The sequence below is a fragment of the Cyclobacterium jeungdonense genome (genome assembly GCF_010994275.1).
GTDB classification, from domain to species: Bacteria; Bacteroidota; Bacteroidia; order Cytophagales; family Cyclobacteriaceae; genus Cyclobacterium; species Cyclobacterium jeungdonense.
The window spans coordinates 374,115-398,219 of record NZ_WMCD01000003.1 but is presented as its reverse complement, the minus strand read 5'-3'; the positions used below and the strand labels follow the sequence as shown (position 1 = coordinate 398,219).

18 protein-coding genes are annotated in these 24,105 nt (G+C 45.2%); 4 read left to right on the top strand and 14 right to left on the bottom strand.

Features of this window, described 5'->3' with window-relative positions; genetic code table 11:
* Positions 1 to 107 precede the first annotated feature (107 nt).
* A complete protein-coding gene (locus GKS34_RS09220; protein WP_163384511.1) occupies positions 108 to 1,607 on the bottom strand; it encodes a M28 family peptidase in 1,500 nt (499 codons plus the stop codon).
* Positions 1,608 to 1,875: 268 nt separating this feature from the next.
* Between GKS34_RS09220 and gcvP the strand changes: the two genes are divergently transcribed.
* The gene (gene gcvP, locus GKS34_RS09215; protein WP_163384510.1) at positions 1,876 to 4,773 is read left to right on the top strand and encodes an aminomethyl-transferring glycine dehydrogenase; all 2,898 of its coding nucleotides are present in this window, start codon (positions 1,876 to 1,878) and stop codon (positions 4,771 to 4,773) included.
* Positions 4,774 to 4,844: 71 nt separating this feature from the next.
* Here the strand turns inward: gcvP and fumC are convergent, their stop codons facing one another.
* The 5 genes from fumC to GKS34_RS09190 form a co-directional block, all read right to left on the bottom strand.
* On the bottom strand, positions 4,845 to 6,245 hold the full coding sequence (fumC, locus tag GKS34_RS09210) for a class II fumarate hydratase (RefSeq protein WP_163384509.1): 1,401 nt from the start codon (positions 6,243 to 6,245) through the stop codon (positions 4,845 to 4,847).
* Positions 6,246 to 6,348: 103 nt separating this feature from the next.
* Positions 6,349 to 6,855 carry a 6TM ABC transporter family protein gene (locus tag GKS34_RS09205; protein ID WP_163384508.1) on the bottom strand — a complete coding sequence of 169 codons (507 nt, stop codon included), beginning with the start codon at positions 6,853 to 6,855 and terminating at the stop codon, positions 6,349 to 6,351.
* A 24-nt stretch (positions 6,856 to 6,879) separates the two neighbouring features.
* Positions 6,880 to 7,260 (bottom strand): RidA family protein, encoded by a 381-nt coding sequence (locus tag GKS34_RS09200; protein WP_163384507.1) that lies wholly within the window; start codon positions 7,258 to 7,260, stop codon positions 6,880 to 6,882.
* Positions 7,261 to 7,332: 72 nt separating this feature from the next.
* Complete coding sequence (locus tag GKS34_RS09195; protein ID WP_163384506.1) at positions 7,333 to 8,022, bottom strand: response regulator transcription factor; 690 nt, start codon at positions 8,020 to 8,022, stop codon at positions 7,333 to 7,335.
* A complete protein-coding gene (locus tag GKS34_RS09190) occupies positions 8,019 to 9,734 on the bottom strand; it encodes a sensor histidine kinase (protein ID WP_163384505.1) in 1,716 nt (571 codons plus the stop codon). Before GKS34_RS09190 ends, GKS34_RS09195 begins: the two co-directional genes overlap by 4 nt.
* Positions 9,735 to 9,922: 188 nt before the next feature.
* Here GKS34_RS09190 and lysA point away from each other — a divergent pair, with 188 nt between their 5' ends.
* The 3 genes from lysA (at position 9,923) to GKS34_RS09175 (ending at position 13,411) form a co-directional block, all read left to right on the top strand.
* Positions 9,923 to 11,155 (top strand): diaminopimelate decarboxylase, encoded by a 1,233-nt coding sequence (gene lysA / locus GKS34_RS09185; RefSeq protein WP_163384504.1) that lies wholly within the window; start codon positions 9,923 to 9,925, stop codon positions 11,153 to 11,155.
* Between the two features lie 396 nt (positions 11,156 to 11,551).
* Complete coding sequence (locus GKS34_RS09180) at positions 11,552 to 11,791, top strand: hypothetical protein (RefSeq protein WP_163384503.1); 240 nt, start codon at positions 11,552 to 11,554, stop codon at positions 11,789 to 11,791.
* 90 nt (positions 11,792 to 11,881) lie between these two features.
* A complete protein-coding gene (locus tag GKS34_RS09175; protein ID WP_163384502.1) occupies positions 11,882 to 13,411 on the top strand; it encodes a cryptochrome/photolyase family protein in 1,530 nt (509 codons plus the stop codon).
* 131 nt (positions 13,412 to 13,542) lie between these two features.
* Here the strand turns inward: GKS34_RS09175 and GKS34_RS09170 are convergent, their stop codons facing one another.
* From GKS34_RS09170 to htpG, 8 genes are all read right to left on the bottom strand, one after another.
* The gene (locus tag GKS34_RS09170; RefSeq protein WP_240459250.1) at positions 13,543 to 15,009 is read right to left on the bottom strand and encodes an aldehyde dehydrogenase family protein; all 1,467 of its coding nucleotides are present in this window, start codon (positions 15,007 to 15,009) and stop codon (positions 13,543 to 13,545) included.
* A 260-nt stretch (positions 15,010 to 15,269) separates the two neighbouring features.
* Entirely contained in the window at positions 15,270 to 15,845 is a 576-nt protein-coding gene (locus GKS34_RS09165; RefSeq protein WP_163384501.1) for a precorrin-2 dehydrogenase/sirohydrochlorin ferrochelatase family protein, read from the bottom strand.
* On the bottom strand, positions 15,838 to 16,629 hold the full coding sequence (gene cobA / locus GKS34_RS09160) for a uroporphyrinogen-III C-methyltransferase (protein ID WP_163384500.1): 792 nt from the start codon (positions 16,627 to 16,629) through the stop codon (positions 15,838 to 15,840). Before cobA ends, GKS34_RS09165 begins: the two co-directional genes overlap by 8 nt.
* On the bottom strand, positions 16,626 to 18,731 hold the full coding sequence (locus GKS34_RS09155) for a ferredoxin-like domain-containing protein (RefSeq protein WP_163384499.1): 2,106 nt from the start codon (positions 18,729 to 18,731) through the stop codon (positions 16,626 to 16,628). The genes cobA and GKS34_RS09155 overlap by 4 nt, the downstream gene beginning before the upstream one ends.
* Before the next feature lie 38 nt (positions 18,732 to 18,769).
* Entirely contained in the window at positions 18,770 to 19,495 is a 726-nt protein-coding gene (locus GKS34_RS09150) for a phosphoadenylyl-sulfate reductase (RefSeq protein ID WP_163384498.1), read from the bottom strand.
* Between the two features lie 118 nt (positions 19,496 to 19,613).
* Positions 19,614 to 20,030, bottom strand: a complete 417-nt coding sequence (locus GKS34_RS09145; RefSeq protein WP_163384497.1) for an RrF2 family transcriptional regulator — start codon at positions 20,028 to 20,030, stop codon at positions 19,614 to 19,616.
* A 441-nt stretch (positions 20,031 to 20,471) separates the two neighbouring features.
* Positions 20,472 to 21,395 (bottom strand): endonuclease/exonuclease/phosphatase family protein, encoded by a 924-nt coding sequence (locus tag GKS34_RS09140; RefSeq protein ID WP_163384496.1) that lies wholly within the window; start codon positions 21,393 to 21,395, stop codon positions 20,472 to 20,474.
* Positions 21,396 to 22,085: 690 nt separating this feature from the next.
* Positions 22,086 to 23,969: a molecular chaperone HtpG gene (gene htpG / locus GKS34_RS09135; protein WP_163384495.1), complete on the bottom strand. Its 1,884-nt coding sequence runs from the start codon at positions 23,967 to 23,969 to the stop codon at positions 22,086 to 22,088.
* Between the last annotated feature and the right edge of the window lie 136 nt (positions 23,970 to 24,105).

The window sequence follows — 24,105 nt, the reverse complement described above, 5'->3', positions numbered from 1 at the left end:
TATTCTTTGGTCTATTTATAAGTCTATTAATATAACTGCTATTTTTATAAAATCAAAAAGCCGCCGGACAATATCCAGCGGCTAATAAAAAACCATTCTTGAAAAGATTACCTGGCCAAACGGGTATTGGTACTGTCCACCGGCGTGCGATGTTCCCGATTTGCCAAATCCCAGGCGGTATGAAAGATGAGCCTGGCACGTTTCTCCATCAGGTCAAACTCGATTTTTTCTACCGTATCTGTAGGCTGATGGTAATCGTCATGCACGCCATTAAAAAAGAAGATCACGGGAATGTTATGTTTGGCGAAATTGTAATGATCGGAGCGGTAGTAAAACCGATTGGGATCATCTTCGGCATCGTAGCGGTAGTCTAGAATTAAGTTCGTGTACGTAATGTTGTTGTACTCATTAATGGTTTTGAGCTGCGAAGAAAGCATTTCGGAGCCAATCACATACACATAATCCTGGTTTTCGGCATTTTGGTATTCGTAGTCAATGCGGCCTACCATATCGATATTCAGATTATTTACCGTGTTTTTCAGTGGAAATACCGGATTCTCCGCGTAATACTCCGATCCCAGCAGACCTTTTTCTTCCCCTGTGACATTCAGGAAAAGGATGCTTCTGCGGGGACGGTGCCCGTCTGCTGCTGCTTTCGAAAATGCCTCTGCTATTTCCATGACAGACACGGTTCCGGAACCGTCATCATCCGCTCCATTATTTATTTCTCCATCGCTGTTGATGCCGACATGGTCGTAATGGGAAGAAATAACCAGTACTTCCTCCATTTTATCCGTGCCTTCGAGATAGGCCAGTACATTTTCAGTGCCCACCATCAGTTTATCCTTTTGTACCTGATACCGGACCTTTTGAGCCGGAATGGATTCCGGATTATTTTTAGCGGCCTCTTTGAGTTCCTCCACAGGGGTCTCGAATAGTTCCCCCATCATCTCCGAACTGACCATAAAGATGGGTTTGTGCTCGGTAGGTTCATCGAAGCCCAATCTCCCCCGGCCGGAAAGCGTTTTGTACCGGTTGGCTACCCGATCAAAATTGGCCTGTCCTTCCATGGTTACCAGCACTACGCCTTCAGCTCCAGCATCAAAGACCTGATCCACCACTTCCGAAGATCGGGAACCGATGGCCCAGAGTCCAACCAGTTTGCCTTCCACGTCGACTTTTGCCAGGTTTTCTTCCGAGGACAACCCCAAAAATACCAAGTCAGTCCGGACTCTTTTTTTCATATCAGCATCGCCAATAAACACAAAATCCTCATTTAGCAACAGGTCTGTTCGGCCTACCCTCAGTTCTACTTCTTCCCAACGTACGCTGGAGAGTTCGAATGGCTGCAGAAAGCTCCCTGCTACTGGTCCAGCGAGGCCTTTTTCCCTGTAAAAATTGACCAGGTATTCTGCAGCCAGCTTCTGGCCCTTTTCTCCAGTATCCCTGCCTTCCAGTTCATCGGATGCCAGGTAGCTGAGGTGTTTTTCCAAATCTTCAGCCTCAATGGTAGCGGCGTATTTTAAAGATAGGTCTTCTTGCCCCATTACGGGCAAGGAAAAAATGGCCAACAGCATTGCTGCGGCTATCATTGTTTTGTTTTTCATATGATTATAATTGTTTGTTTATGGCCATATGGAATCTCGCATGCTTTATAATTATCCCAACGTGGGTCGCTTGCGTCTTGCTCGATTTCATAATGAATGTTTAACGATTCGAATTATTGGTACTAAGTAAACCAATTCCATGCCCAACTGGTTAATAAGAGGATATTTAAGGTCAAAATAAACACCTAAATCAGCTAATATTTCTACCTTTAGGGCTCGATTCAGGACATTTTGGTTCGGCCAAAAATAATCATATTTTACTGTATATATGAAAATCAACCTTGCTTCTTCGGAAAAATTTAAAAACAGGCACATCGCTCCCTCAGAATTTGATGTCCAATCCATGTTGGATACCATCGGAGTTTCTTCGCTGGATACCCTGATTGATGAAACCATTCCCCAGAGCATACGCCTCAAAAAACCACTACAACTTCCCAAGGCATTGTCCGAAACGGCATTCCTTAAAAGTTTTAAACAAACTGCCAGCAAAAACCAACTTTACAAATCGTACATTGGACTGGGCTATTACGATACCCTGGTACCTGGCGTAATCCAGCGGAACATCCTTGAAAACCCGGGCTGGTACACTGCCTACACTCCTTACCAAGCCGAAATTGCCCAGGGACGGTTGGAGGCGCTGATCAATTTTCAGACCATGGTCAGCGAGCTTACCGGCATGGAACTCGCCAATGCCTCCCTGCTGGATGAGGGAACGGCAGCGGGTGAAGCCATGACCATGCTGCATGCCAGCAAGCCTCGGGCTAAGAAACAAGCAAATCGCTTTTTTGTAGATGAAAAGGTTTTTGAACAAACGAAGGAAATCCTGAAGACCCGGGCACTACCGGTGGGAATCGACCTGGTTTTCGGCTCATTAAATGAGCTGGATCTTACCGATCCCGAAATTTTTGGCCTGCTACTGCAATATCCCAATGCAGATGGAGAAGTCATTGATTACAGCAAGTTGGTGGAAGCCGCCAAAGAAAACAGTATTTTTACCGCTTTCAGCACCGACCTGCTGAGTTTGACTTTACTGAAGCCTCCGGGTGAAATGGGGGCCGATGTGGTGATCGGCAGCAGCCAGCGATTTGGGGTACCCATGGGATTTGGGGGACCGCATGCAGCATTTTTCGCTACCAAAGAAGCTTTTAAAAGACAAATTCCCGGACGTATTATCGGTGTGTCCGTCGATAAACACGGTAAAAATGCCTACCGGATGGCCCTGCAAACCCGGGAACAACACATCAAACGAGAACGAGCCACCTCCAATATATGCACCGCGCAGGTTTTGTTGGCCGTTATGGCCGGCATGTATGCCGTGTACCACGGACCCAAAGGATTAAAAGCCATTGCTTCCCGCACACATGGGCTAGCTGTGATGACGGCCAATTGGCTATCCCAGCTGGGCTATGAGCAGTCAAATGAGGTGTTTTTTGATACCATCCGCATTCGGGTAGACGAGGTACAAAAGGAAAAAATAAGGGCCTTTGCCTTGTCCAAAAAATTAAATTTCCGCTACGAAAAAAACCATATCCTTCTGAGTTTTGATCAGGCCAAAAACCGGGCAGATGTGGTAGAAATTTACGAGGTGTTCGCTAAATCTACCAACCTACTGCAAGTGGCGACTCCTGAAATACCCAGCGAGATAGAAGGAATCCTTCCGGCAGCGTTGGAGCGTAGCTCCGGATACCTGGAGCATGAGGTTTTTCACCGGTTTCATTCCGAGCACGAAATGCTACGCTACCTGAAACGATTGGAAAATAAAGACCTTTCCCTGGTTCACTCCATGATTTCCCTGGGTTCTTGCACGATGAAACTGAATGCCACTGCGGAAATGATCCCGGTCACCTGGCCGGAAATCGGCCAACTTCATCCCTTTGCCCCCCAGGATCAGGCGGCAGGATACTACGAGATGTTTCAGGAACTGAGAAACTGGCTCAGCGAAATTACCGGTTTTGCGGACACCAGCCTGCAGCCCAACTCCGGAGCGCAAGGGGAATACGCTGGGTTGATGGTTATTCGGGCCTATCATCAGAGCCGTGGACAGGATTTCAGAAACATCGTTCTTATCCCATCCTCTGCCCACGGCACCAATCCCGCATCAGCCGTAATGGCCGGAATGAAGGTGGTCATTGTGCCATGTGATGACAAGGGCAATATCGACGTGGACGCCTTCAAGGCAAAAGCAACCGAACACAAGGACAAACTTTCAGCATTGATGGTGACTTACCCCTCCACGCACGGGGTTTTCGAGGAAGCCATCCAGGAAATCTGCGAGCTGGTACACGAATATGGCGGGCAAGTGTATATGGACGGTGCCAACATGAATGCACAGGTAGGCCTGACCAGTCCCGGGATGATCGGGGCGGATGTTTGCCACCTGAACCTGCACAAGACCTTCTGCATTCCCCACGGAGGAGGTGGTCCGGGAATGGGGCCAATTTGTGTCGCCAAACACCTGGCTCCTTTTCTGCCGGGCAATCCTTTCATTCGAACCGGGGGGACCGCTGCTATCACGCCCATATCAGCAGCTCCCTTTGGAAGTGCCAGTATCCTGCCCATCTCGTATGCTTACATCGCCATGATGGGAGAAACAGGTCTTTCCAATGCCACCAAAATGGCCATTTTGAATACGAACTACATCAAAAAGCGTTTGGAGGGGGATTACCCCATTCTGTATACCGGTAGCAAAGGAAGAGCTGCACACGAAATGATCCTGGATTGCCGTGGATTTAAAGAATGTGGCGTAGAAGTGGAAGATATCGCCAAACGACTGATGGATTATGGATTTCACGCCCCAACGGTTTCCTTTCCCGTGGCGGGAACCCTGATGGTGGAGCCCACCGAATCGGAATCCAAAGCTGAATTGGACCGCTTTTGTGATGCGATGATTGCAATCCGACAGGAAATCCGTGAAATTGAACAAGGCAAGACAGATAGCGCCTCTAATTTATTGAAAAACGCTCCCCATACGGCAGCTACACTCCTTGCGGAAGCCTGGGACTATCCTTACAGTAGAGAAAGAGCAGCCTATCCGTTACCCTTTGTGAAAGAGAATAAGTTCTGGCCTTCTGTCGGGCGAATTGACGCGGCTTATGGAGACCGAAACCTGATGTGTAGCTGTATTCCTACGGAGGTCTATGAAGAAGAAAAAGAGGCAGTGGAGTAGGATCGTATAGGCAAAAGCCCCTTCGCAGGAAATGCTGAAGGGGCTTTTTATTTTTCTGATCAGAAAGAATATTACTTCATGCTGCCGGTCATGTCTTCTGGCTTGACCCATTCGTCAAATTGCTCACTTGTCAGCAGGTCCAGTGCAATGGCCGCGTCCCGAAGACTTGTTCCCTCTTTATGGGCTTTTTTGGCGATTTTAGCAGCATTTTCATAGCCAATATGGGTATTTAATGCCGTCACTAACATCAAACTATTTTCCAGGTGACGCTGGATAAAGGGCTTGTTAGGCTCGATACCGATGGCGCAGTTGTCGTTGAAAGACACACAGGCATCTCCCAGCAAGCGGGCAGAACTCAGCAGGTTATTGACCATCATGGGTTTGAACACGTTCAGTTCAAAATGCCCATTAGCTCCTCCTACGGAAACCGCGGTATCATTTCCTATTACCTGAGCGCAGACCATCGTCATCGCCTCTGCCTGGGTGGGATTAACTTTTCCCGGCATGATAGAAGATCCGGGTTCGTTTTCTGGTATCAATAGTTCTCCGATACCGGACCGGGGACCGGAAGAAAGCATGCGGATATCATTGGCAATTTTCATCAGGCTAACCGCCAATTGCTTCAGGGCACCGTGCGTTTCTACCATGGCATCGTGCGCGGCCAGAGATTCAAATTTATTCGGAGCGGTGATAAATGGATTGCCTGAAAAATGGGCGATTTTTTCGGCTACCTTTTCAGCATAGCCCTTTGGAGTATTTAATCCCGTACCCACGGCAGTACCACCCAATGCCAATTCGGAAAGGTGCGGTAGGGTGTTTTTGATGGCCCGCATGGCATGATCCAACTGCGCGACGTATCCGGAAAATTCCTGGCCCAGGGTCAGCGGTGTGGCATCCATAAAATGAGTACGCCCAATTTTGACCACGTCCATAAAAGCCTCCGATTTTGCCTTTAGGGTGTCTCTGAGTTTTTGCACACCAGGCAGGGTCGTTGCTGCGACCATTTTGTAGGCCGCAATATGCATGGCGGTAGGAAAAGTATCGTTAGAAGACTGGGATTTATTAACATCGTCATTGGGGTGGACCTTCTTTTTTTCGTCTTGAAGACTGCCTCCCAGCAAAACATGTGCACGGTAGGCTACTACCTCGTTGACGTTCATGTTGGATTGGGTACCGGAGCCCGTCTGCCAAACTACCAGCGGGAATTGATCGTCCAGCTTCCCTTCCAGAATTTCATCACAAACCTTAGCAATGATGGAAGCCTTTTCCTGATCCAATACCCCTAAATCCGCATTGGTAAGGGCAGCAGATTTTTTTAGGATGGCAAAAGCATGTACGATTTCCAACGGCATTTGGTGTTTGGGGCCGCCGATTTTAAAATTATTCACAGAGCGCTGGGTTTGCGCTCCCCAGTATTTTTCTGCGGGCACCTCGACGGGCCCCATGGTATCTTTTTCTATTCTGTATTCCATAAAATGGGCTATTTGACATATAAAATGATTCGACTGCTAAATTACAACAGGCAGGGCATAATCCATAAAACCAGGGTTAATCTTGCTCCAAAAACCTGAAAATTTACCAGGAAGCATTTTTTCCCGCTTTCAATCCCATGGCTTCATGAAAAAGTGCCTGGCTTTCGCGGACTTTTCTCCGAAAATGCCAAAAAGCAAAGCCATAATTGGCCATGCCAGCAAGTAGGCTTAACAATGCCAACTTCCAATCCTGAATTACGGAAAGAAAAACCACGGTAAGTGCAAAGCTAATAACTCCCCAGAATCCAAGGAGAAAAGCCGTACTCGGAAAAAAGGAATACTCAAGGGATATCAGGCATCCCTTGGCCAGAGGTGCCACCTCTCCTTTTATCAAGGGAAGAAAACTATCGGCTTTATCGATCTTTTTAGAAATCCGAAAACAATCTTCTTTAAGACTTCCATTAAACACCGCTGATTCACGCTGGGTGGCCTCGGTTCGGTCCAAAAAATTCACCCATCGGGTGATCCCATCCAGTTTTTTCATTACCTGCCTGCTGTCCATGGTAGACACAAAGGATTCACTGTATTTTGGCACCAATCTCACCATCAAACAACAAACAGATTAAAATAAAGTTTACACCGCTGCTATACAGGATATCTCCACCTTTACGTCCTTTGGAAGGCGGCTTACTTCTACGGTTTCGCGTGCTGGTGGTTCCTGTTTAAAGTACTGTCCATAGGCTTCATTTACAGTCGCAAAATCGTCCATGTTTTTTACGAAAATACTGCACTTGACCACCTTTTCAAAGGAAGATCCTGCCCTGCGCAATATAGCCTCCAGATTTCTCATCACAGCATGAGTCTCCTCCGTAATGTTTTCATTGATGAGTTCGCCACTTTCTGCATCCAGCGCAATCTGTCCGGAAACGAAGAGCATCCCATTAATTTTTACTGCCTGACTATAGGGTCCGATAGGTGCTGGGGCTTCTGAGGAATGAATAATTTCTTTGGCCATGTGCTTACTGGATTTAATGAAGCACAAATTAAACTTTATTCAGGGAATAAATCAATTTCAGGAGAAAAGATATCAGTTGGACACCAACTTAAACCCCTCTCCATGCAAGGTAATGATCTGTACTCCGGAATCTGCTTTCAGCAGCTTACGGATTTTACTTAGGTAGACATCCATGCTCCGGGCATTAAAATAACTGTCATCTCCCCAAATCTGTTTGAGTGCAAAGGAACGACTCACAGTTTCATTTATGGAAGCGGCTAATAGACGTAAGAGTTCATTTTCTTTGGAGGTCAGTTTGTGAACCCCTTCCGGCCCTTCCAGTTGTTGCTTGTCGTAATGCAAGACAAATGCTCCAAAAGTATAGGTTTTCAAGGCCGCTTTTTCTCCCTGGTTTTGGGTTCTTCGCAAAATGGCCGAAATCCGCATCAACAATTCCTCCATGCTGAATGGCTTGGTGATGTAATCATCTGCACCGATACGAAAGCCCTGGATCACGTCTTCTTTCAGGTTTTTGGCAGTGAGGTAAATGATGGGAATATTGTCCTCCACTTTCCGGATTTCCTTTCCCAGCGTAAAACCATCTTTTTTGGGCATCATTACATCCAGAATGCACACCTGAAAATAATCTTTCTTGTACTTATTCCAGCCCTCCTCGCCATCCCGGCAAAGGGTTACTTCAAAGCCCTTTACACCCAAATACTCCTTCAAAATTTCTCCCAGATTGGGATCATCCTCCACCAGTAATACCTTCGTTTTGCTCATTGTTTTTTGGGTAAGTTGATCGTGAAAATGCTTCCCTGGCCCGGCTCACTTTCCACCTGAATACTGCCTTTGTGGGCTTCTACCATTGTTTTCACATAGGATAGGCCCAGACCAAAGCCCTTCACATCATGGATATTTCCTGTTGGGACCCGATAAAACTTATCAAATATTCGTTTCTGTGCCTCTTTGCTCATACCAATTCCCGCATCCCGAATTGCCAATGAATACCCCTCCTGTTTTTCAATTACGGATACGTGAATCGAAGGCGCATGATCGGAATACTTATTTGCATTGTCCAGTAAGTTATTGAGAATATTATTCATATGGAAAGCATCCGCCTCTAAGAAGCCGCTTTGCACCTGATAATTGGTTGTAATCGACCCACCTCTTTTTTCCACCAGCAGTTCAAAATGCTTTTTGGCCTCTTCTACGGCATCTACCAGGTTAATGGATTTCATTTCTAGTTTGAAATCCTTTTTATCAAGGGCGGCGGCCTGTAGCACTTGTTCTACCTGTTGCCCCAAGCGGCTATTTTCGTCTTTGATAATTCCCAGGTACCGGGACCGAATCGATTCCTCATTCAGAAGATCCGGGTCCTGAAGGGCCTCTATCGCCAAGCTTACCGTGGAGATGGGCGTTTTGAACTCGTGGGTCATGTTATTAATGAAATCATTCTTGATTTCAGAAATTTTCTTCTGCCTGATGATTACTTTGATGGCATAGACAAAACAACTAATAATAATCACCATAAACAGCAAGGAACTGGATAGCGGCAAAAATACTTGCTGCAACAGGTAATTTTCCTTGGTGGGGAAGTAGATGACCAGAAAGTTTTCGAGTCCTAAAAGGTCACTGGGAAAAAGCTCCGCCCGAATTCCCTGAGACTTTAAAAAATCCAGATCAGCTACCTCTCCAATCCCTACGATTCGATTATTTCCATCAATAATCCCCAATTCAAAAGGCTGGTCGATGTTTCTGTTAATCAGTTGGTCCCTAACTTCCGTTCGGACCATTGCTGTATCTAACCGGCCTAGAATATGCTGGTTTCCCTGCGACAATAATTGGTGGATGACCACCTCTACCAACTCGATCTTCATGTTGGCCTGCACAATGGTTTCGGCCACGTTCCGGGATACATTGAATTCCTCAATGATATAATCCTGCCGGTTACTGGCATATTGCCTTTTACTGATATAATTGTCTTTGTTGCTTAAAAACTCCAGGTACTTTTCCTTTTCCTGAAGAAGAATGGCCAGTTCATCCGGAGTAAAGAGCGTGGAAGCCACGGTGGGTGACATATAAAAATATTTTTCTATTTGGCTAAAGCTTTTAGGCTCACCCTCCTTGGAGGCGATCAATTTACGAAAAGTAGATGAAATTTGAGGCAGGTTTTGGTCGAATAGGGAATCCACCATGGAGGGTCGGTTTACGGCTACTTGACGGTGACGGACCTGTACTTGAATCGGCTCAATGGGCTCAAGTAAGGCTTTTTGAAACAAGGTGTCTCTGGCGAGGGAGCTGAGTAATATATCACTGGCTTCACTTTTCTCTAGTCTCTCGGAGGTGGAAGCCAATGCCTGAAAGACATTTTGTTCGAATCGTTCTTCGTTGATCTTTAATACATTGCCGACCCAGTAAAACTGAAACCCTATCAATCCAAGACTGGCCAGGGTCATCAAAAAGACAATGATTTTAATACTGTTTTTTGACATGATACAAATTTAAACGATATCCACCAGGAAATCATTTCCTTAACTTTTTTTAACAGGGCACCTGAAGTTGCTTGATATCTATAAAACAACGTACCTATTCTCCTCAAAATTCCCGACTGAAACTGTCGCTCAAAATTGATTTTAAGTTTAATTTGCTTTATCTATCTTTGCGAGCTAAATCAGAACCAATGGAAATCAAAAACCAACGCTATTGCATTCAGGAAATTCCCCTGCTAGATATCGCCAAAAAATACGGTACCCCGGTTTATTTGTATGACGGAAATAAAATCCTGGACCAGGTGGAATCACTCAAGAAAGCTTTTTCCGGGGTGAAGATGAAAATCAAGTACGCGACTAAGGCCCTCTCCAATATATCCATTCTTAAGCTGATGCGAAAAGCAGGCACCGGAGTGGATGCCGTTTCCATAGAAGAAATTCAGCTATGTCTTCATGCTGGTTTTTCACCTGAAGAGATCATGTATACGCCAAACGGAGTTGATTTTGAGGAAATCAAGAAAGCAGTGGAAATGGGCGTCATGGTAAATATTGACAACATACCCATGTTGGAACATTTTGGTACTGAATACGGCCACAAGGTTCCTTTGTGCATTCGGCTAAATCCCCATATTCTGGCAGGAGGCAATTCCAAGATTTCTGTAGGACACATCGACAGCAAGTTTGGCATTTCCATATTGCAGTTGAAGCATGTTTTGAAAATTGTGCAGGCCTATGAACTACAAGTGGTGGGACTGCATGTACACACCGGATCGGACATATTGGACGCGGAAGTCTTCTTAAAAGGGGCAGAAATCCTGTTTGATGCCGCCCGTGAATTTAAAGGGCTTGAATTTTTAGATTTTGGAGGCGGATTCAAAGTAGGGTACAAGGAGGGAGATATTACCACCGATATTCAGGAGGTGGGTAAAAAGGTCTCAGCTGCATTTCGGGATTTTTGTAAAGAATATGGGAAAGATCTGGAAATATGGTTTGAACCAGGCAAATTTCTGGTAAGCGAAAGCGGATACTTACTCGTGAAAGCCAATGTGGTCAAACCAACACCCGCGACGACCTTTGTGGGCGTGGATTCCGGTCTTAATCATTTGCTGCGCCCCATGATGTATGACGCCTATCACGGAGTGGTAAATATTTCCAAACTGGATGGTCCGGAAAGGGTATATACCATCGTAGGATATATATGTGAAACAGACACAATCGCAGCTGACCGTAAACTCAGAGAAGTAAAAGAAGGAGATGTATTAGCTATAAAGAATGCAGGGGCCTACGGATATAGCATGGCTTCCAATTACAATTCCCGATACAGACCCCCGGAGGTATTGATTTTGGATGGTTCCGATTACCTCATACGAAAGCGAGAAACCTTCGAAGACTTAATTAGAAACCAGACCGTAATCGAATTATAAAAAAAGTGGGTAAAAAAATTACCCACTTTTTTTATTTATTTTTTGGTATTTATTTCAAATTTCCAACTAGTAAATCCATTTTTCATCCGTCCAAAGAATAAATGGTTTTTTGCTCAAAAAGCCATCGTTAAATATTTTTTCAGAGAATTTGCGAATTCAAATTTTATTCTATTATTTATAGAAATAAATCATGTTTGTAGTATTTCATTTAAAAGTATTCTAATTACATAAAATAATATTTCAAAAAATCAATTGCAAAAAAGATTTTATGTAAAACAGAAATGCCAGTTTAAAATTGAAATACTGGAAAGAAATGGCGGCCGGCAAGCGGGTCGGATACCCGATATCCGAAAAATAAGGTAACAAGAGAAATTTAACTTTTAACATATCATAGAAATGATGGCGTCCAAAACAAAAGCGATTATGCAGATCCACCTGGACCAGAAAGATGCGCGCATTATAGGCGAGGACCTGCTGGAATACGCTGAGACTTTAAGTGAAGCGTTGGGCATGGACACCCTTAACATCCAAAGGGAGATGCAATCCGGTGATTTAAACCATTTGATCATCACGTTCAACTATTATTTTGGAGATTACATTGAGCTGCTGGATTCGGATCATAGAATCAGTTCATGAAGGGAATCTAGCTAACACTATTTTTATTTGAAAAAAAATGTAAACAAAGGAGGAAAATGCTGCTTTATTTAAGAAAATAATAAAGCAATAATGGAGAAAACAGCACGGCTTATTTTGGGTGATCAGCTAAATCAACGACACTCCTGGTTTGGAAAACGGAACGAGTCGGTGGTTTACCTGATGATGGAAATAAGACAGGAAACGGATTACGTAAAGCACCATGTACAAAAGGTATTGGCATTTTTTCAATCCATGCGAAACTTTGCTGATTGGTTGGAAAAGCAGGGGCACGAAGTCATTTACCTGCCCATCGACCATAAAGAAAACCGGCAGCATCTGGAAGATACCATCCTGCATGTAGTCAAAAGCGAAAGGTTTAAGCGGTTTGAATACCTATTACCCGACGAGTACAGGCTTGACATACAGCTTCAAAAGATCTGTAAACAGCTAAACATCAAGACCAAGAGTTTTGATACCGAACATTTTTTAAGCGACAGGAAGTCGGTAAAAACCTTTTTCTCGGGCAAGAAAAACTACCTGATGGAATCGTTTTACCGATCCATGCGTGAAACGTTCGACATCCTAATGCAAGGCCAAAAGCCGATGGGAGGAAAATGGAATTACGACCAGGACAACCGGAATAAATACCGGGAAGAGGTCCCCGTTCCCCCTTTGCCGGCTTTTGGCCGGGATCTCAGCGAGCTTCTCAAAACCATTGAAAAAGCGGAAATAGAAACCATAGGAACCGTGGATCCTCAAAATTTTCCCTGGCCCTGCTCCAGGGAGGAATCGGTTACCTTGTTGGAATATTTCTTAGAGGAATTATTACCCTATTTCGGCACCTATCAGGATGCCATGCATAGCGGGGAGCCATTTCTTTTTCATAGTAGATTGAGTTTTGCGCTGAACAGTAAGATGCTCCACCCCTTGGAAGTAATTCAAAAAGCGGAAGACTGCCTAAAGAAAGATCCTGAAAAATACGGCATGGCACAGGTGGAGGGATTTATTCGGCAGATTCTGGGATGGCGGGAATACATGCGGGGCATTTACTGGGCAGAAATGCCTGAATTTGCATCGATGAATTTCTTCCATCATAAAAAAAAGCTACCCTCTTATTTTTGGAATGGAAACACCAAAATGAATTGCCTGAAACATGCCATCGGGCAATCCCTGGAGCATGCGTATGCGCACCATATTCAGCGGCTGATGGTCACCGGCAATTTCGCGCTGCTGGCCGGAATTGATCCGGATGAAGTGGACCGATGGTACCTGGGCATTTATGTAGATGCCATTGAATGGGTGGAAATCACCAATACACGAGGTATGAGTCAGTTTGCTGATGGAGGTATCGTGGGCACCAAGCCCTATGTTTCCTCTGCCAATTACATCGACAAAATGAGCAACTATTGCAGTTCCTGCCATTATTCAAAAACCAAAAAAACAGGCGACAAGGCATGCCCTTTTAATAGCTTGTACTGGGCATTTTATGAAAGGAACCGGGAAAAACTGGAAAATAATCCTCGCATCGGATTCGTGTACAACACGCTATCGAAAATGAAGCAAAAGGATGAAATCCTGAAACAGGCGGAAAGTTATTTGGAAAGGCTGGAGGAGCTTTAACCCGCTCCGCGGAATTTGTAATTCCGTGGTTCAGATAAAGGGAATTTGTAATCCCCAGTAGGGTCCATCTATCTGTGCTAATTTGCGTAATCTGTGGTGCAATTTTTTCACGCAGGCTAGCTGTAAATTGCCTAGCTATCTGCTTGTTTTAAACTATTCCTTCGAAGCCACCGCATTAGAAATTGGGTGATTTTCTTTTCCTTTAAGCCATAGGGAGGATACAATACACTGAGTGCCGTTCGTCCCGTTTTCTGTTTCAAAACGGCCTTTTCATTGGAAAAAGCAAGGAAACCATACTTGCCATGGGCCTTTCCCAGGCCACTTTGTCCCACGCCCCCAAAAGGAAGTCCGGGATGACCAAATTGGACCGCACAATCATTGACGACCACGGTACCCGAACTTGTGTGGGTGGAAACATGATCGGTTAGGTGGGGTTCCTCGGAAAACAGATACAGGGCCAGGGGCTTTGGCTGGGCACTGACCATGGCAATCGCCTCGTCGATGTTCCTATAGGTAAAAAGAGGCAAAATCGGACCAAATATCTCCTCTTCCATCAGCCTCATTCCGGTAGTTATGCCCTCAAGGAGGGTAGGTTCCATATACCGTTCTTCTTCATTTACCGTCCCACCCACAATGATCGTGGCACCGCCAGTCAAGGCCTCTTTCAAAAGCGACTGAAGCCTAATCAGGTGAGCGGTATTGATTAACCTACCGTAATCCGGATTGGATATAATCCCTTTGGCCCTGGGGTTGTAAAGCTCATTTATTTTTTGCGTCAGAAAGGAAATCAAAGCTTCTTTATCTGTCTCGTGAACGAGCAGGTAATCCGGCGCCAGGCAGGTTTGCCCGCAATTGATAAACTTCCCCCAAACGATCCTTTCAGCCGTCATTTCCAGATCAACTCCTTTGTCCACGATAACGGGAGACTTCCCTCCCAATACCAGGGTAACACTGCTGAGATTTTTAGACGCTGCTTCCATGACTTTTTTTCCTACCTGTGGGCTACCGGTAAAAAACACATGGTCGAACGGCTTCTTCAACAACTTTTTTGCCAGTTCTACGCCACCGTTAAGCACCGTCACTTGTTCCCTTCCGTACAACGCTCCGACCATCTTTTCAAGCAGGGAAGCGGTGTGTGGAGCCATTTCAGAGGGCTTGAGCATGACCGTGCAGCCGGCAGCAATTGCTGAAACCATCGGACCTACGGATAAATTGAAGGGGTAGTTCCAGGGGGAAAGAATAAGTGTCGTTCCCTTAGGTTCGACCTGCACATAGGACCGACTTCCCAGCAGGGAGAAGGGTGTTTTTACTTTTTCAGGTTTTGCCCATTTGGGTAAATCATGGATGGCATGCTGTATTTCAGATAAGACGACGTATATCTCCGTAATGGCTGCCTCTGTCCCGGATTTTTTAAGATCCTGATGTAGGGCCTCCTTTATCAATTTTTGGTTAGACTTGATCCAGTCCTTTAACGCCTCCAATCGGTCAATTCTGTCTTGAAGCGGAGCAGCCCTGTTCCTCAATCCAGCTTTACGCTGAAGCACAAACGATTCTTCCATCCAAGTATCGCTGAGTTCATGAATTTCATTTCCCATCATTATATTGACACTAGTTTAGCCCCTTACTTTACAAGATAAGAAAAAAAAGCGTCGGTACTGAATCCTAATAACCAAATAAAGCGTATATTAAGGTGTAAAATAAACATTTAAAAAATGCAATGGAGTATAGATGCGTTTTTTCAGCCCTATCCGAGCTTGAATCAAAACGAAAAATTGAGAGTAATTAAGACCTACATTGAAAACTTAAAAAACGAACGTAAAAAAAGGGGCTGAATGCCCCTTTTTTTTGTACCTCTGAATTAGTCCTTTTTTATAAGCCCCTCTGTTAATTTATTCAAGGCCTCTACTTTGTATTCAAAATCACCTTTTAAGGTATCTCTATACTTATTGATGTTTTCTACCATCTCGTTGATATCTTCCGGGATGATTTCTTCTAGCATTTGGCGCAGCCTCTTGGCAGTAGTAGGGCTTTTGCCATTGGTGCTGATAGCGATTTTCACATTACCCTTGGTAACAATCCCGCCCAAATAAAAATCACAATATTCCGGAGTATCTGCCACATTGACCAGTAAATACCGGCTTTTAGCATCCTGGTAGATCGTTTTATTGACCTCGGGAAAATTGGTCGCAGCGATCACCATGTGTTTTTGCTCCAGGTAGCGGGGATGGTAGGCATCCTGTATCAACCGAATCCGGGGATTATCTCGGGCGATTTCACGGATTTGGTCCGAAATCTCCACGGATACTACCGTGACGGTAGCTTGGGGACTGGACTTAAGCAAAAAGGTGAGCTTTTCCAGCCCTACAAATCCAGCTCCTACCAGTAAGGTCTCCAGTTGATGTACTTTCAGAAAGATGGGATACAGCTCATTCATTGTGTAGGGAAATCAGTTTGTGTTCACAAAGTACTTCCTCGTAAACAGCTCTCAATTTGGGACTTTCCCGGACCACTTCACCGATGATAATGATCGCAGGTGCCCCCACCTGCTGCGTTCTGGCTTTGTCCAGAATATCCACCATGGTGCCGGCCACTACTTTTTCCTCCACGGTCGTTCCCCTTTCAATAATAGCAATAGGCTTATCTACCAGGCCCTGAGCTTCATATATTCCCACTATTTCTTCCAGTTTTTTGGTGCCCATCAACAGCACCACCGTAGCCTTGGAGCGACTGGCTAGTTTCAAATCATGAGATAGCTCTCCGTTACTAGTAGTGCCAGTGATCACCCAGTAACTCTCCGATACCCCTCTTTTGGTAACAGGAATACCCGCAGCAGCCGGAACTGCTACAGTAGAGGATATACCCGGTACCACATCCGTACTGATCCCAAATTGATGGATGTAGTCCAGTTCCTCTGCCCCTCTGCCAAATACGAAAGGATCGCCCCCTTTCAACCGAACCACGTGCCCGTATTCCTGAGCATAGCGCACACAAAGCCGATTGGTGTCTTCTTGTGGGTTTTTGAGACTGCCATGCCGCTTCCCTACAAACACCTTCAGGGCCTTTTCCGGTGCGTGATTTAACAACGTACGGTCTATCAAAGCATCGAATAGCACCACATCGGCTTTATTTAATGCCAGCACACCTTTCAGTGTAATCAATTCCGGATCTCCCGGACCAGCACCTACCAACGTTACTCTTGGTCTGACCTCATTCCTCATGCATGTACTTCTTTTGATCTGAATTCGCTAATCGCCTCAAATACCCTTTCCGCAGTTAGATAGTATGCAGCGGCAAACGCTTCGGTAGGCGGATTTTGTTTGATTTGATACACCAGCTCTGCAAATGATTTGCCCAGGTTAATTTTTCCGCTGGCAATAAACTGATTTTCAAATTCGGAAACAATGCTGGCGTAACTATTGGTATTTACCCCCTCTGCTGTCAAAATGGCCTTGGCGGCATTTACCATGCTCGTGTAGGACTGGTAAATTCCATCAGCCCATTTTTCGGCTTTCAAACTATCCTCTGAGTCGGCCAGCTTTTCCCTGGCTTCCAGCAATAAGGTGGAAACCAAGTCAATCACCACACCAGCACATTCCCCCACACCAATGGCTTTGACATAAGGTTCCTCATTGCCCCAATCGATGAAATCCGACTCGGTAATATTGTCCGTTCCCGCAAGGGGCTTGAGTAACTCGTAGAAATACATCTGGCCCTTACGCTCGTAATAGGAAGCGTAGTTCTCTGCTTTTTCCCCCTGGGATTTGTAATCGTCCAGAAGGATTCGCAAAGCCTGAGGACCTCTTTTACTTGGGATTTTGATCACTTTATCTGAAAATCGGCCTTTTCCGTCACCAAAAGTGGCCCCGCCCAGCAATACCTGCAAAGCTGGCAAAACGGATTTTCCAACTTTCATAGACATGCCTTGAAAACCAATGGAGGCCATGTTATGCTGCCCACAGGCATTCATACAACCTGAAATCTTGATGGTAAGGTGTTTGTCAAGCAAAAACTCAGGATACTCATCCAGAATGACCTTCCCCATTACATCTGCCGCACCAGTACTGCTGGCAATGCCCAGATTACAGGTATCGGTACCCGGACAAGCCGTAATATCTCCTATGGAATTGTAGCCATAATCTGCAAGTCCCAGTTTTTTAAGCTCCTGGTAAAAGAACGGTAGCAACTCCTCTTTCACATCCCGGATCAGAAAGTTCTGTCTTAAGGTGAACCTCAGTTCGTCATTAGCAAAATCCTTAATAAGCTTTGCCAACTGACGGGCCTCTTTGGTATAAAAATCTCCTAAGTGGATTTTTACTCCTACGGCAAAATAACCCGCCTGTTTTTGTGGCAACACGTTGGTTAGTTTCCACCGTTTGTAGTTTTCATCCGCAGGGACGGTAAACTCAGGCAATACCGGATCCGGCAGCGATTTGGAGGCTTCAAAATCAGTTACGTCTATCGGGTACGATTGATGCTGCAGGGCAGCTTGTTCTTCTTTAACCAATTGCAAGAATTCTTCGACTCCCAATTTGGTGATAAGAAACTTCATCCGGGCTTTCATACGCTTGGCCCGTTCGCCATGCCGGTCAAAAACACGAACCACTCCTTCGATAAACGGAATCAACTGATCGGTGGGAAGAAACTCATGGACCACGTCTCCATGCCGGGGCTGGGAACCAAGTCCGCCACCCAGAAGCACTTTAAATCCTCGTTCTTCCCCGCCATTTTCTCCTGTTCTCACTTTGGCAATGAAACCCAGGTCGTGCAGGTACGAGAGTGCGGTATCTTCCGCACTGGACGAGAAGCTAATCTTAAATTTCCTGCCCATTTCCTGGGAGATGGGGTTACGCAACATGTACCGGAAGGTAGCATCCGCGTAAGGCGTCACGTCGAATGGCTCCGCAGGATCAATTCCCGCTGTTTCCGAGGCGGTCACGTTTCTTACGGTATTGCCACAGGCTTCCCGGATGGTGACATCATCCTTTTCCAGTTCGGACCAGAGCTCAGGTGTCCTATCCAGGCTGACATAGTGAATCTGGATGTCCTGCCGGGTAGTAATGTGAAGCCTTCCGGTAGAATATTTTTCGGAGACATCACAGATTCGGCTCAACTGGGAAGAAGAAACCCTTCCAAAAGGAAGTTTGATCCGGATCATTTGCACGCCCTCTTGCCGTTGGCCGTAAACTCCCCGGGCTAGCCGGAGACTTCTGAATTTCTCTTCATCTATTTTCCCGTTTCGAAAAAGGTTGATTTTATCGGCCAATTCGACGATGTCTTTTTCTACAACCGGATTCTCTATTTCTGTTCTGAAACTTTGCATGGTACTGATTTTTCGGTTTTTTTAACCTTTAATGTTGATTAGGATTTGTTGGTCATCTGACCCGGCTCGTGAAGTCCGCATTCTTTGTGGGAAGCTTCCCACCACCAGCGCCCGGCCCGTGGATCCTCACCCGGGGAAATGGCCCTGGTACAGGGTGCACAACCGATGCTGACAAAACCTTTGTCATGTAAGGGATTGTATGGAATCTTATGCTCTTTGAGATAATCCAGCATTTGCTCCATCGTCCAGTGCAACAACGGATTGTATTTCAGGATTTGGTTCGCTTCGTCCCACTCCAGCAGCGGCATCCCTTTGCGGTTGGCACTTTGTCCGGCCCGAAGACCGGTAACCCAAACACGATTCCCTTTCAGGGCACGCTTAAGCGGCTCTACCTTGCGTACGAAGCAACAAGCCCTCCTGTTTTCTACCGACTGGTAAAATCCATTGATCCCGTTTTTTTTAACCAAGTCCTGGACAGCTTCCGTCTCCGGATAATAAGCCTGAATATCCAACCGGTACTTAGCGGTAGTTTTGGCAAGCAAATCATAGGTCTCATAGAAAAGTCTGCCGGTATCCAGGGTGAAAATTTTCACCGGCAAATTGTGCCGGGCAATAATTTCGGTAATCACCTGATCCTCCTGTCCTAATGAGGTGGAAAATACCACCTCCCCGGGAAATAGATCAGTCAGTAAAGCAAGGCCATCACTGGGGGACATCTTCTCTATCCGCCGGGTCAGTTCCTTCATTTCGTTCGCTTCAATCATGTTGTTTCGGTTTTAACTAAGGGTTCGCCCTAGAGCTGAGCTATCTGATTATCGCACAGTGCTACAAGTACAAAAGTACATAAAACCTACAAATTATATAGAGTAAATGGAAAAAAATTTACTCGTTTGACAAAATATCCTGCAAAGTCTTCATTTCTAATATTTTGAGCGTTTCATCCCGCACTTCGATCATCACCTTATTCAAGCCACATTGCTCCTGATTCTCGCATTCTTCGCAGGGCTCGTAGTAATTGAGACTCACACAGGGTAGCAAGGCAATAGGACCATCCAGCAATCGGATGATGCGTGAAAGGGGAATTTCTTTCGGCTCTTTGATAAGATAATAGCCGCCACCCTTGCCTTTTTTACTTCCCAAAAAGCCCGCTTTCTTCAATTCCAGCAGGATATTTTCTAAAAATTTATGGGATATATTGTGAAATTCTGAAATCTCCTGAATTAAAATGGCACCCTGATCTTTGTGCTTCCCTAAATAGGTCAGCGCGTGAAAAGCGTATTTGGTTTTTTTTGAGAGCATGCTGCGTGCAAAAACGGTTGAGTTGATTAAAGATAATTACTTTCGGTAAAAATGAGCAGTTTATCGGATGATTTATGAAAAAAGATAGGGTCTTATGGGATTAAATCCTTCCAGTATGGTATAAGACCGGATGATTGATAATTTCCAATGAGAGGTAAAAAGGTAGGTATTTTTTTACATTGAATCAGGCGATTATAGTTTGGATTCACACGTTTTAAAAAAGATTTTTTGAATTAGGAATTTTCAGCGATCTCTCTGGCTAGCTGTGATTAGCATTTATTGCCGCTAAAATCTGCAAGGCGGAAAGCAACTAGTAATTCAGGCATGATTTATACTAAAGACAGTAATTTAATAGTTTAGAAAAAGAAGAAACAAGTATACGTCCGGTATTGCAGATCATTTAATTAGCGTTGTTATTGAACAACAACCCAATTCAAGGAATTATTTCAGAGAAAAGGTGGTCACCACAAATCCATGGTCCGAAGGGTAGGTAATTTCCTTATGGTTAATCCGAATGGTTTCACCAATATAAGCCATGTACGATGTAGATGCCAGTGGTTTTAATGCCCCTTTATAAAAAATGTAATCGATGCGGTGGGAATCTACTCGTTCTTTGACGTCCCAGGTAATACCCGGATGCCAGTTTGGGTTTGGATGCACCTCACGAAAGGAATCCCTTAAGCCTATTTCCTCCAATACCTTTGTCGCATACCATGGTACAATCAGTCCGTTATGACTGGCCTGGGTTTCCTCGTTCCAGTCCAGGTGGGAAGGCGAATTCATGTCACCCCCCAGAATCATGGGTATCGAATCGGCGGCAGCAGCGTATTTTTTAAGGTAAGGCAGAACATTTTGAATCATTTCGGTTCGCTTGCCAGCGGCTTCCCAGGCCAGTAGTTCATCGACTGATTTCCCCATCTGCTCAGGGGCATCGTCCCAGGGCAAATAGTAAAACCAGTTGGAAAAAACATTGATTTTTCGCTCATCGATCAGGACTTCGCGTCCTCCCAAATAAAACGGATGCCCGGTATCGATCCGTTTGCCAAAGGGGTGTTTGGAATAGATGGAAAGGTTGATGCTTTCGTCGTCCGGATCGGTGCCCGCAGGTGCTATCAGATGAAAATGATACCCTAAGGTCTTCGCTATATGGGGCCCGGAGCCGTAGGTTTCCACCATGAGTATCAAATCAGGGTCAATTTCCCGGATGATGTCTATTACCCGGTCAGGGCCATCGGGAAGGTCATTTCCTCCATGCAAAATGTTCCAGGCCATGACCTTCAGCGTTTTTTTACCAGTTTGTGCCCAGGCAGCTGTTTCCATGAGTAAAAAGCAGGCGAGGCAGGTGAATAGGATTATTCGTTTCACTGTGTGGTTTCGTTTAGAAATTATGCGTGCGATGGGCCGCTTATTTTTGATAAAAAACCGCCGCTGATAAATATACAAAGGTAATCCGATTCGGCCAATCGCCATTTATTTTATTTCACCGCGGTGGAAAGGGGATTGGATAGCGTTCAGAATTCCAGAAATGATAGTACCTGTGACTAATTCTAAATTCCTTAACCAAACCGCTTTAAAATAAACAAACTAAAATCCCAACTTGAACCAATTCCCCCTTGTTTAAGGGGCACAGAGCCTGTCCCGACGAGTGTCGGGAGGGATTTTTTCGAGATGTCTTCAATTCATAACCGGTTTTTTTAAATGGTTTGACGTAATAAAATCCCCCTTTTTCCCCCTTGGTAAGGGAGATTCGGATTTGTACGGATTTACGAGCACGGTAGTACCTGAGCACCTTATCAGGCCGGCGCAAGGACACCAATTCTGTTTTAAAATGCCATTTCATCAACTCCCTTCCGGCGTGAGCCTGCTGTTCGACATTTGCAATGTCGAACGCAGATAAATCAGGATTTGCAATCCTGGTTCCATGGACAAACACTGATTCGTGACTTTAAAACAGATTGGTATCAGTCATTAAATGGGCCCAAACACATGATGACATAAAAAAAGGGAAAAGTGTTTGGCTACACAATTCCCTTTTTATTATTCTTTTCCAATGTATCAAATCAACTCCACGCTTCTTTTCACAAAGGCAGTAAGCTCTTTTCCTTTCAGTAATCCCTGAGAAAGCAGGGCCAAATCGAAGGCCTGCTTGGCCAGTCTTTCCTGCTCCGCAGCATCTTCCGATTTTAAAATCCGATCAATTACCGGGTGGTTTCCGTTAACGCCTACCTTGTAATTATCCGGCATGGCTCCGTAAAAGCCCATTCCGCCACCGTTTTTGGCCATGTCCTTCATGCGTCTCATAAACTCATCCATGGTTACCGTCACCGGCAATTCTTCGGGACTGGAACCTTCTACCTCCACATTATAGGACTGGCTTCCAATAGCCTTTTCAAATATCTCTTTGACCTTTTTGGATTGCTCTTCGCTTAGCAGATTTTCATATCCTCCTTCTTTATCAATCAGCTTGTCAACGACATCAGCATCCACGCGCTTCAGGCTGGCCTTTTCCAACTTGCCTTCCAGGTGCTGGATAAAATGGCTGTCAATCGGTGAATCCATTAACAACACGTCGTAATCCTTTTTATTAGCCGACTGGATAAAGGTATCCTGCTTGTCAGCATCGGTGGCATACAGGTATACCAACTTTTCGTCTTTGCCGGTTTGATAGGGCTTGACCTTTTCCTGGTATTCGTCCAGGGTAAAATGCTCCCCATTCGTATTGGTGAGCAGGGCAAAGTCCTTCCCTTTTTCGTAAAATTTGTCCTCCGAGATCATCCCGTACTTCACAAAAAGGCCGATGTCCTTCCATTTTTCTTCGTATACCTTCCGGTCTTTTTTGAATAATTCGCCAAGCTTATCGGCTACTTTTTTGGTAATGTAATTGTTGATTTTCTTGACGTTGCTGTCCGACTGCAAGAAGCTTCGGGAAACATTCAACGGAATGTCCGGAGAATCGATCACCCCGTGCAATAGCATCAGGAATTCCGGCACGATATCTTTTACCTCATCGGTTATAAATACCTGACGGCTAAACAGTTTAATCTTGTTTCGCTGCAGGTCAAAGTCGTTCTTGACCTTGGGAAAATAGAGAACGCCGGTCAGGTTAAAGGGGTAGTCCACATTCAGGTGGATCCAGAAAAGCGGATCCTCGCCCATAGGATACAGTTCCTTGTAAAATTTCAGGTAGTCCTCGTCTTTTAACTCGCTTGGCGCCTGTGTCCAGATGGGGTTGGTGGTATTGATGATGTTGTCTACCTCTACCGATTTCCACTTTTTCTCGCCCTTATCGTCCACGCCATCTTCTACGCTTTCGGTTTTCGTTCCAAACCGGATCGGTACAGGCAGGAACTTGGCGTATTTGTCCAGAATTTCCTGCAACTTCCATTTGTCCAAAAACTCCTCGGACTCGCTGTTGATGTGCAGAATCACATCCGTTCCCCGTTCGGTTTTATCGCCGGGGCTGATTTCAAATTCCGTACTGCCATCACAAACCCACTTGGCGGGCTCCGCCCCTTCCTCGCGGGATAGGGAATGGATTTCCACCGTGTCGGCCACCATAAAGGCCGAGTAAAAGCCCAATCCAAATTTACCAATGATCTCATTGGCATCCTTGGCATCTTTGAACTTCTCCACGAATTCGGATGCGCCAGAAAAGGCAATTTGGTTGATGTATTTTTTGATTTCTTCGGCAGTCATGCCGAGGCCCTTATCCGAAACGGTAATGGTCTTTTTGTCTTTGTCAAAACTGACATCGATGGTCAGATCACCAAGTTCTCCTTTGTACTCACCCAAAGCGGCCAACCTTTTGATTTTCTGGGTGGCATCCACCGCGTTGGACACCAATTCCCTTAGAAAAATTTCATTATCCGAATAGAGAAACTTCTTGATAATGGGGAAAATATTTTCGGTATGGATTGAAATGGTACCTTTCTCCTGCATGGTATTTTTTATTTTTATGTAAACAAAGTCCTTATACTCTTCTTGCTTTGTTCAAGTCTTGTTCCAAATTCATTTTAGTGTCAAATTGTCAGTACCTGATCCGGATTAAAAAAATCCCCAGTCGATTCGCAGGAAA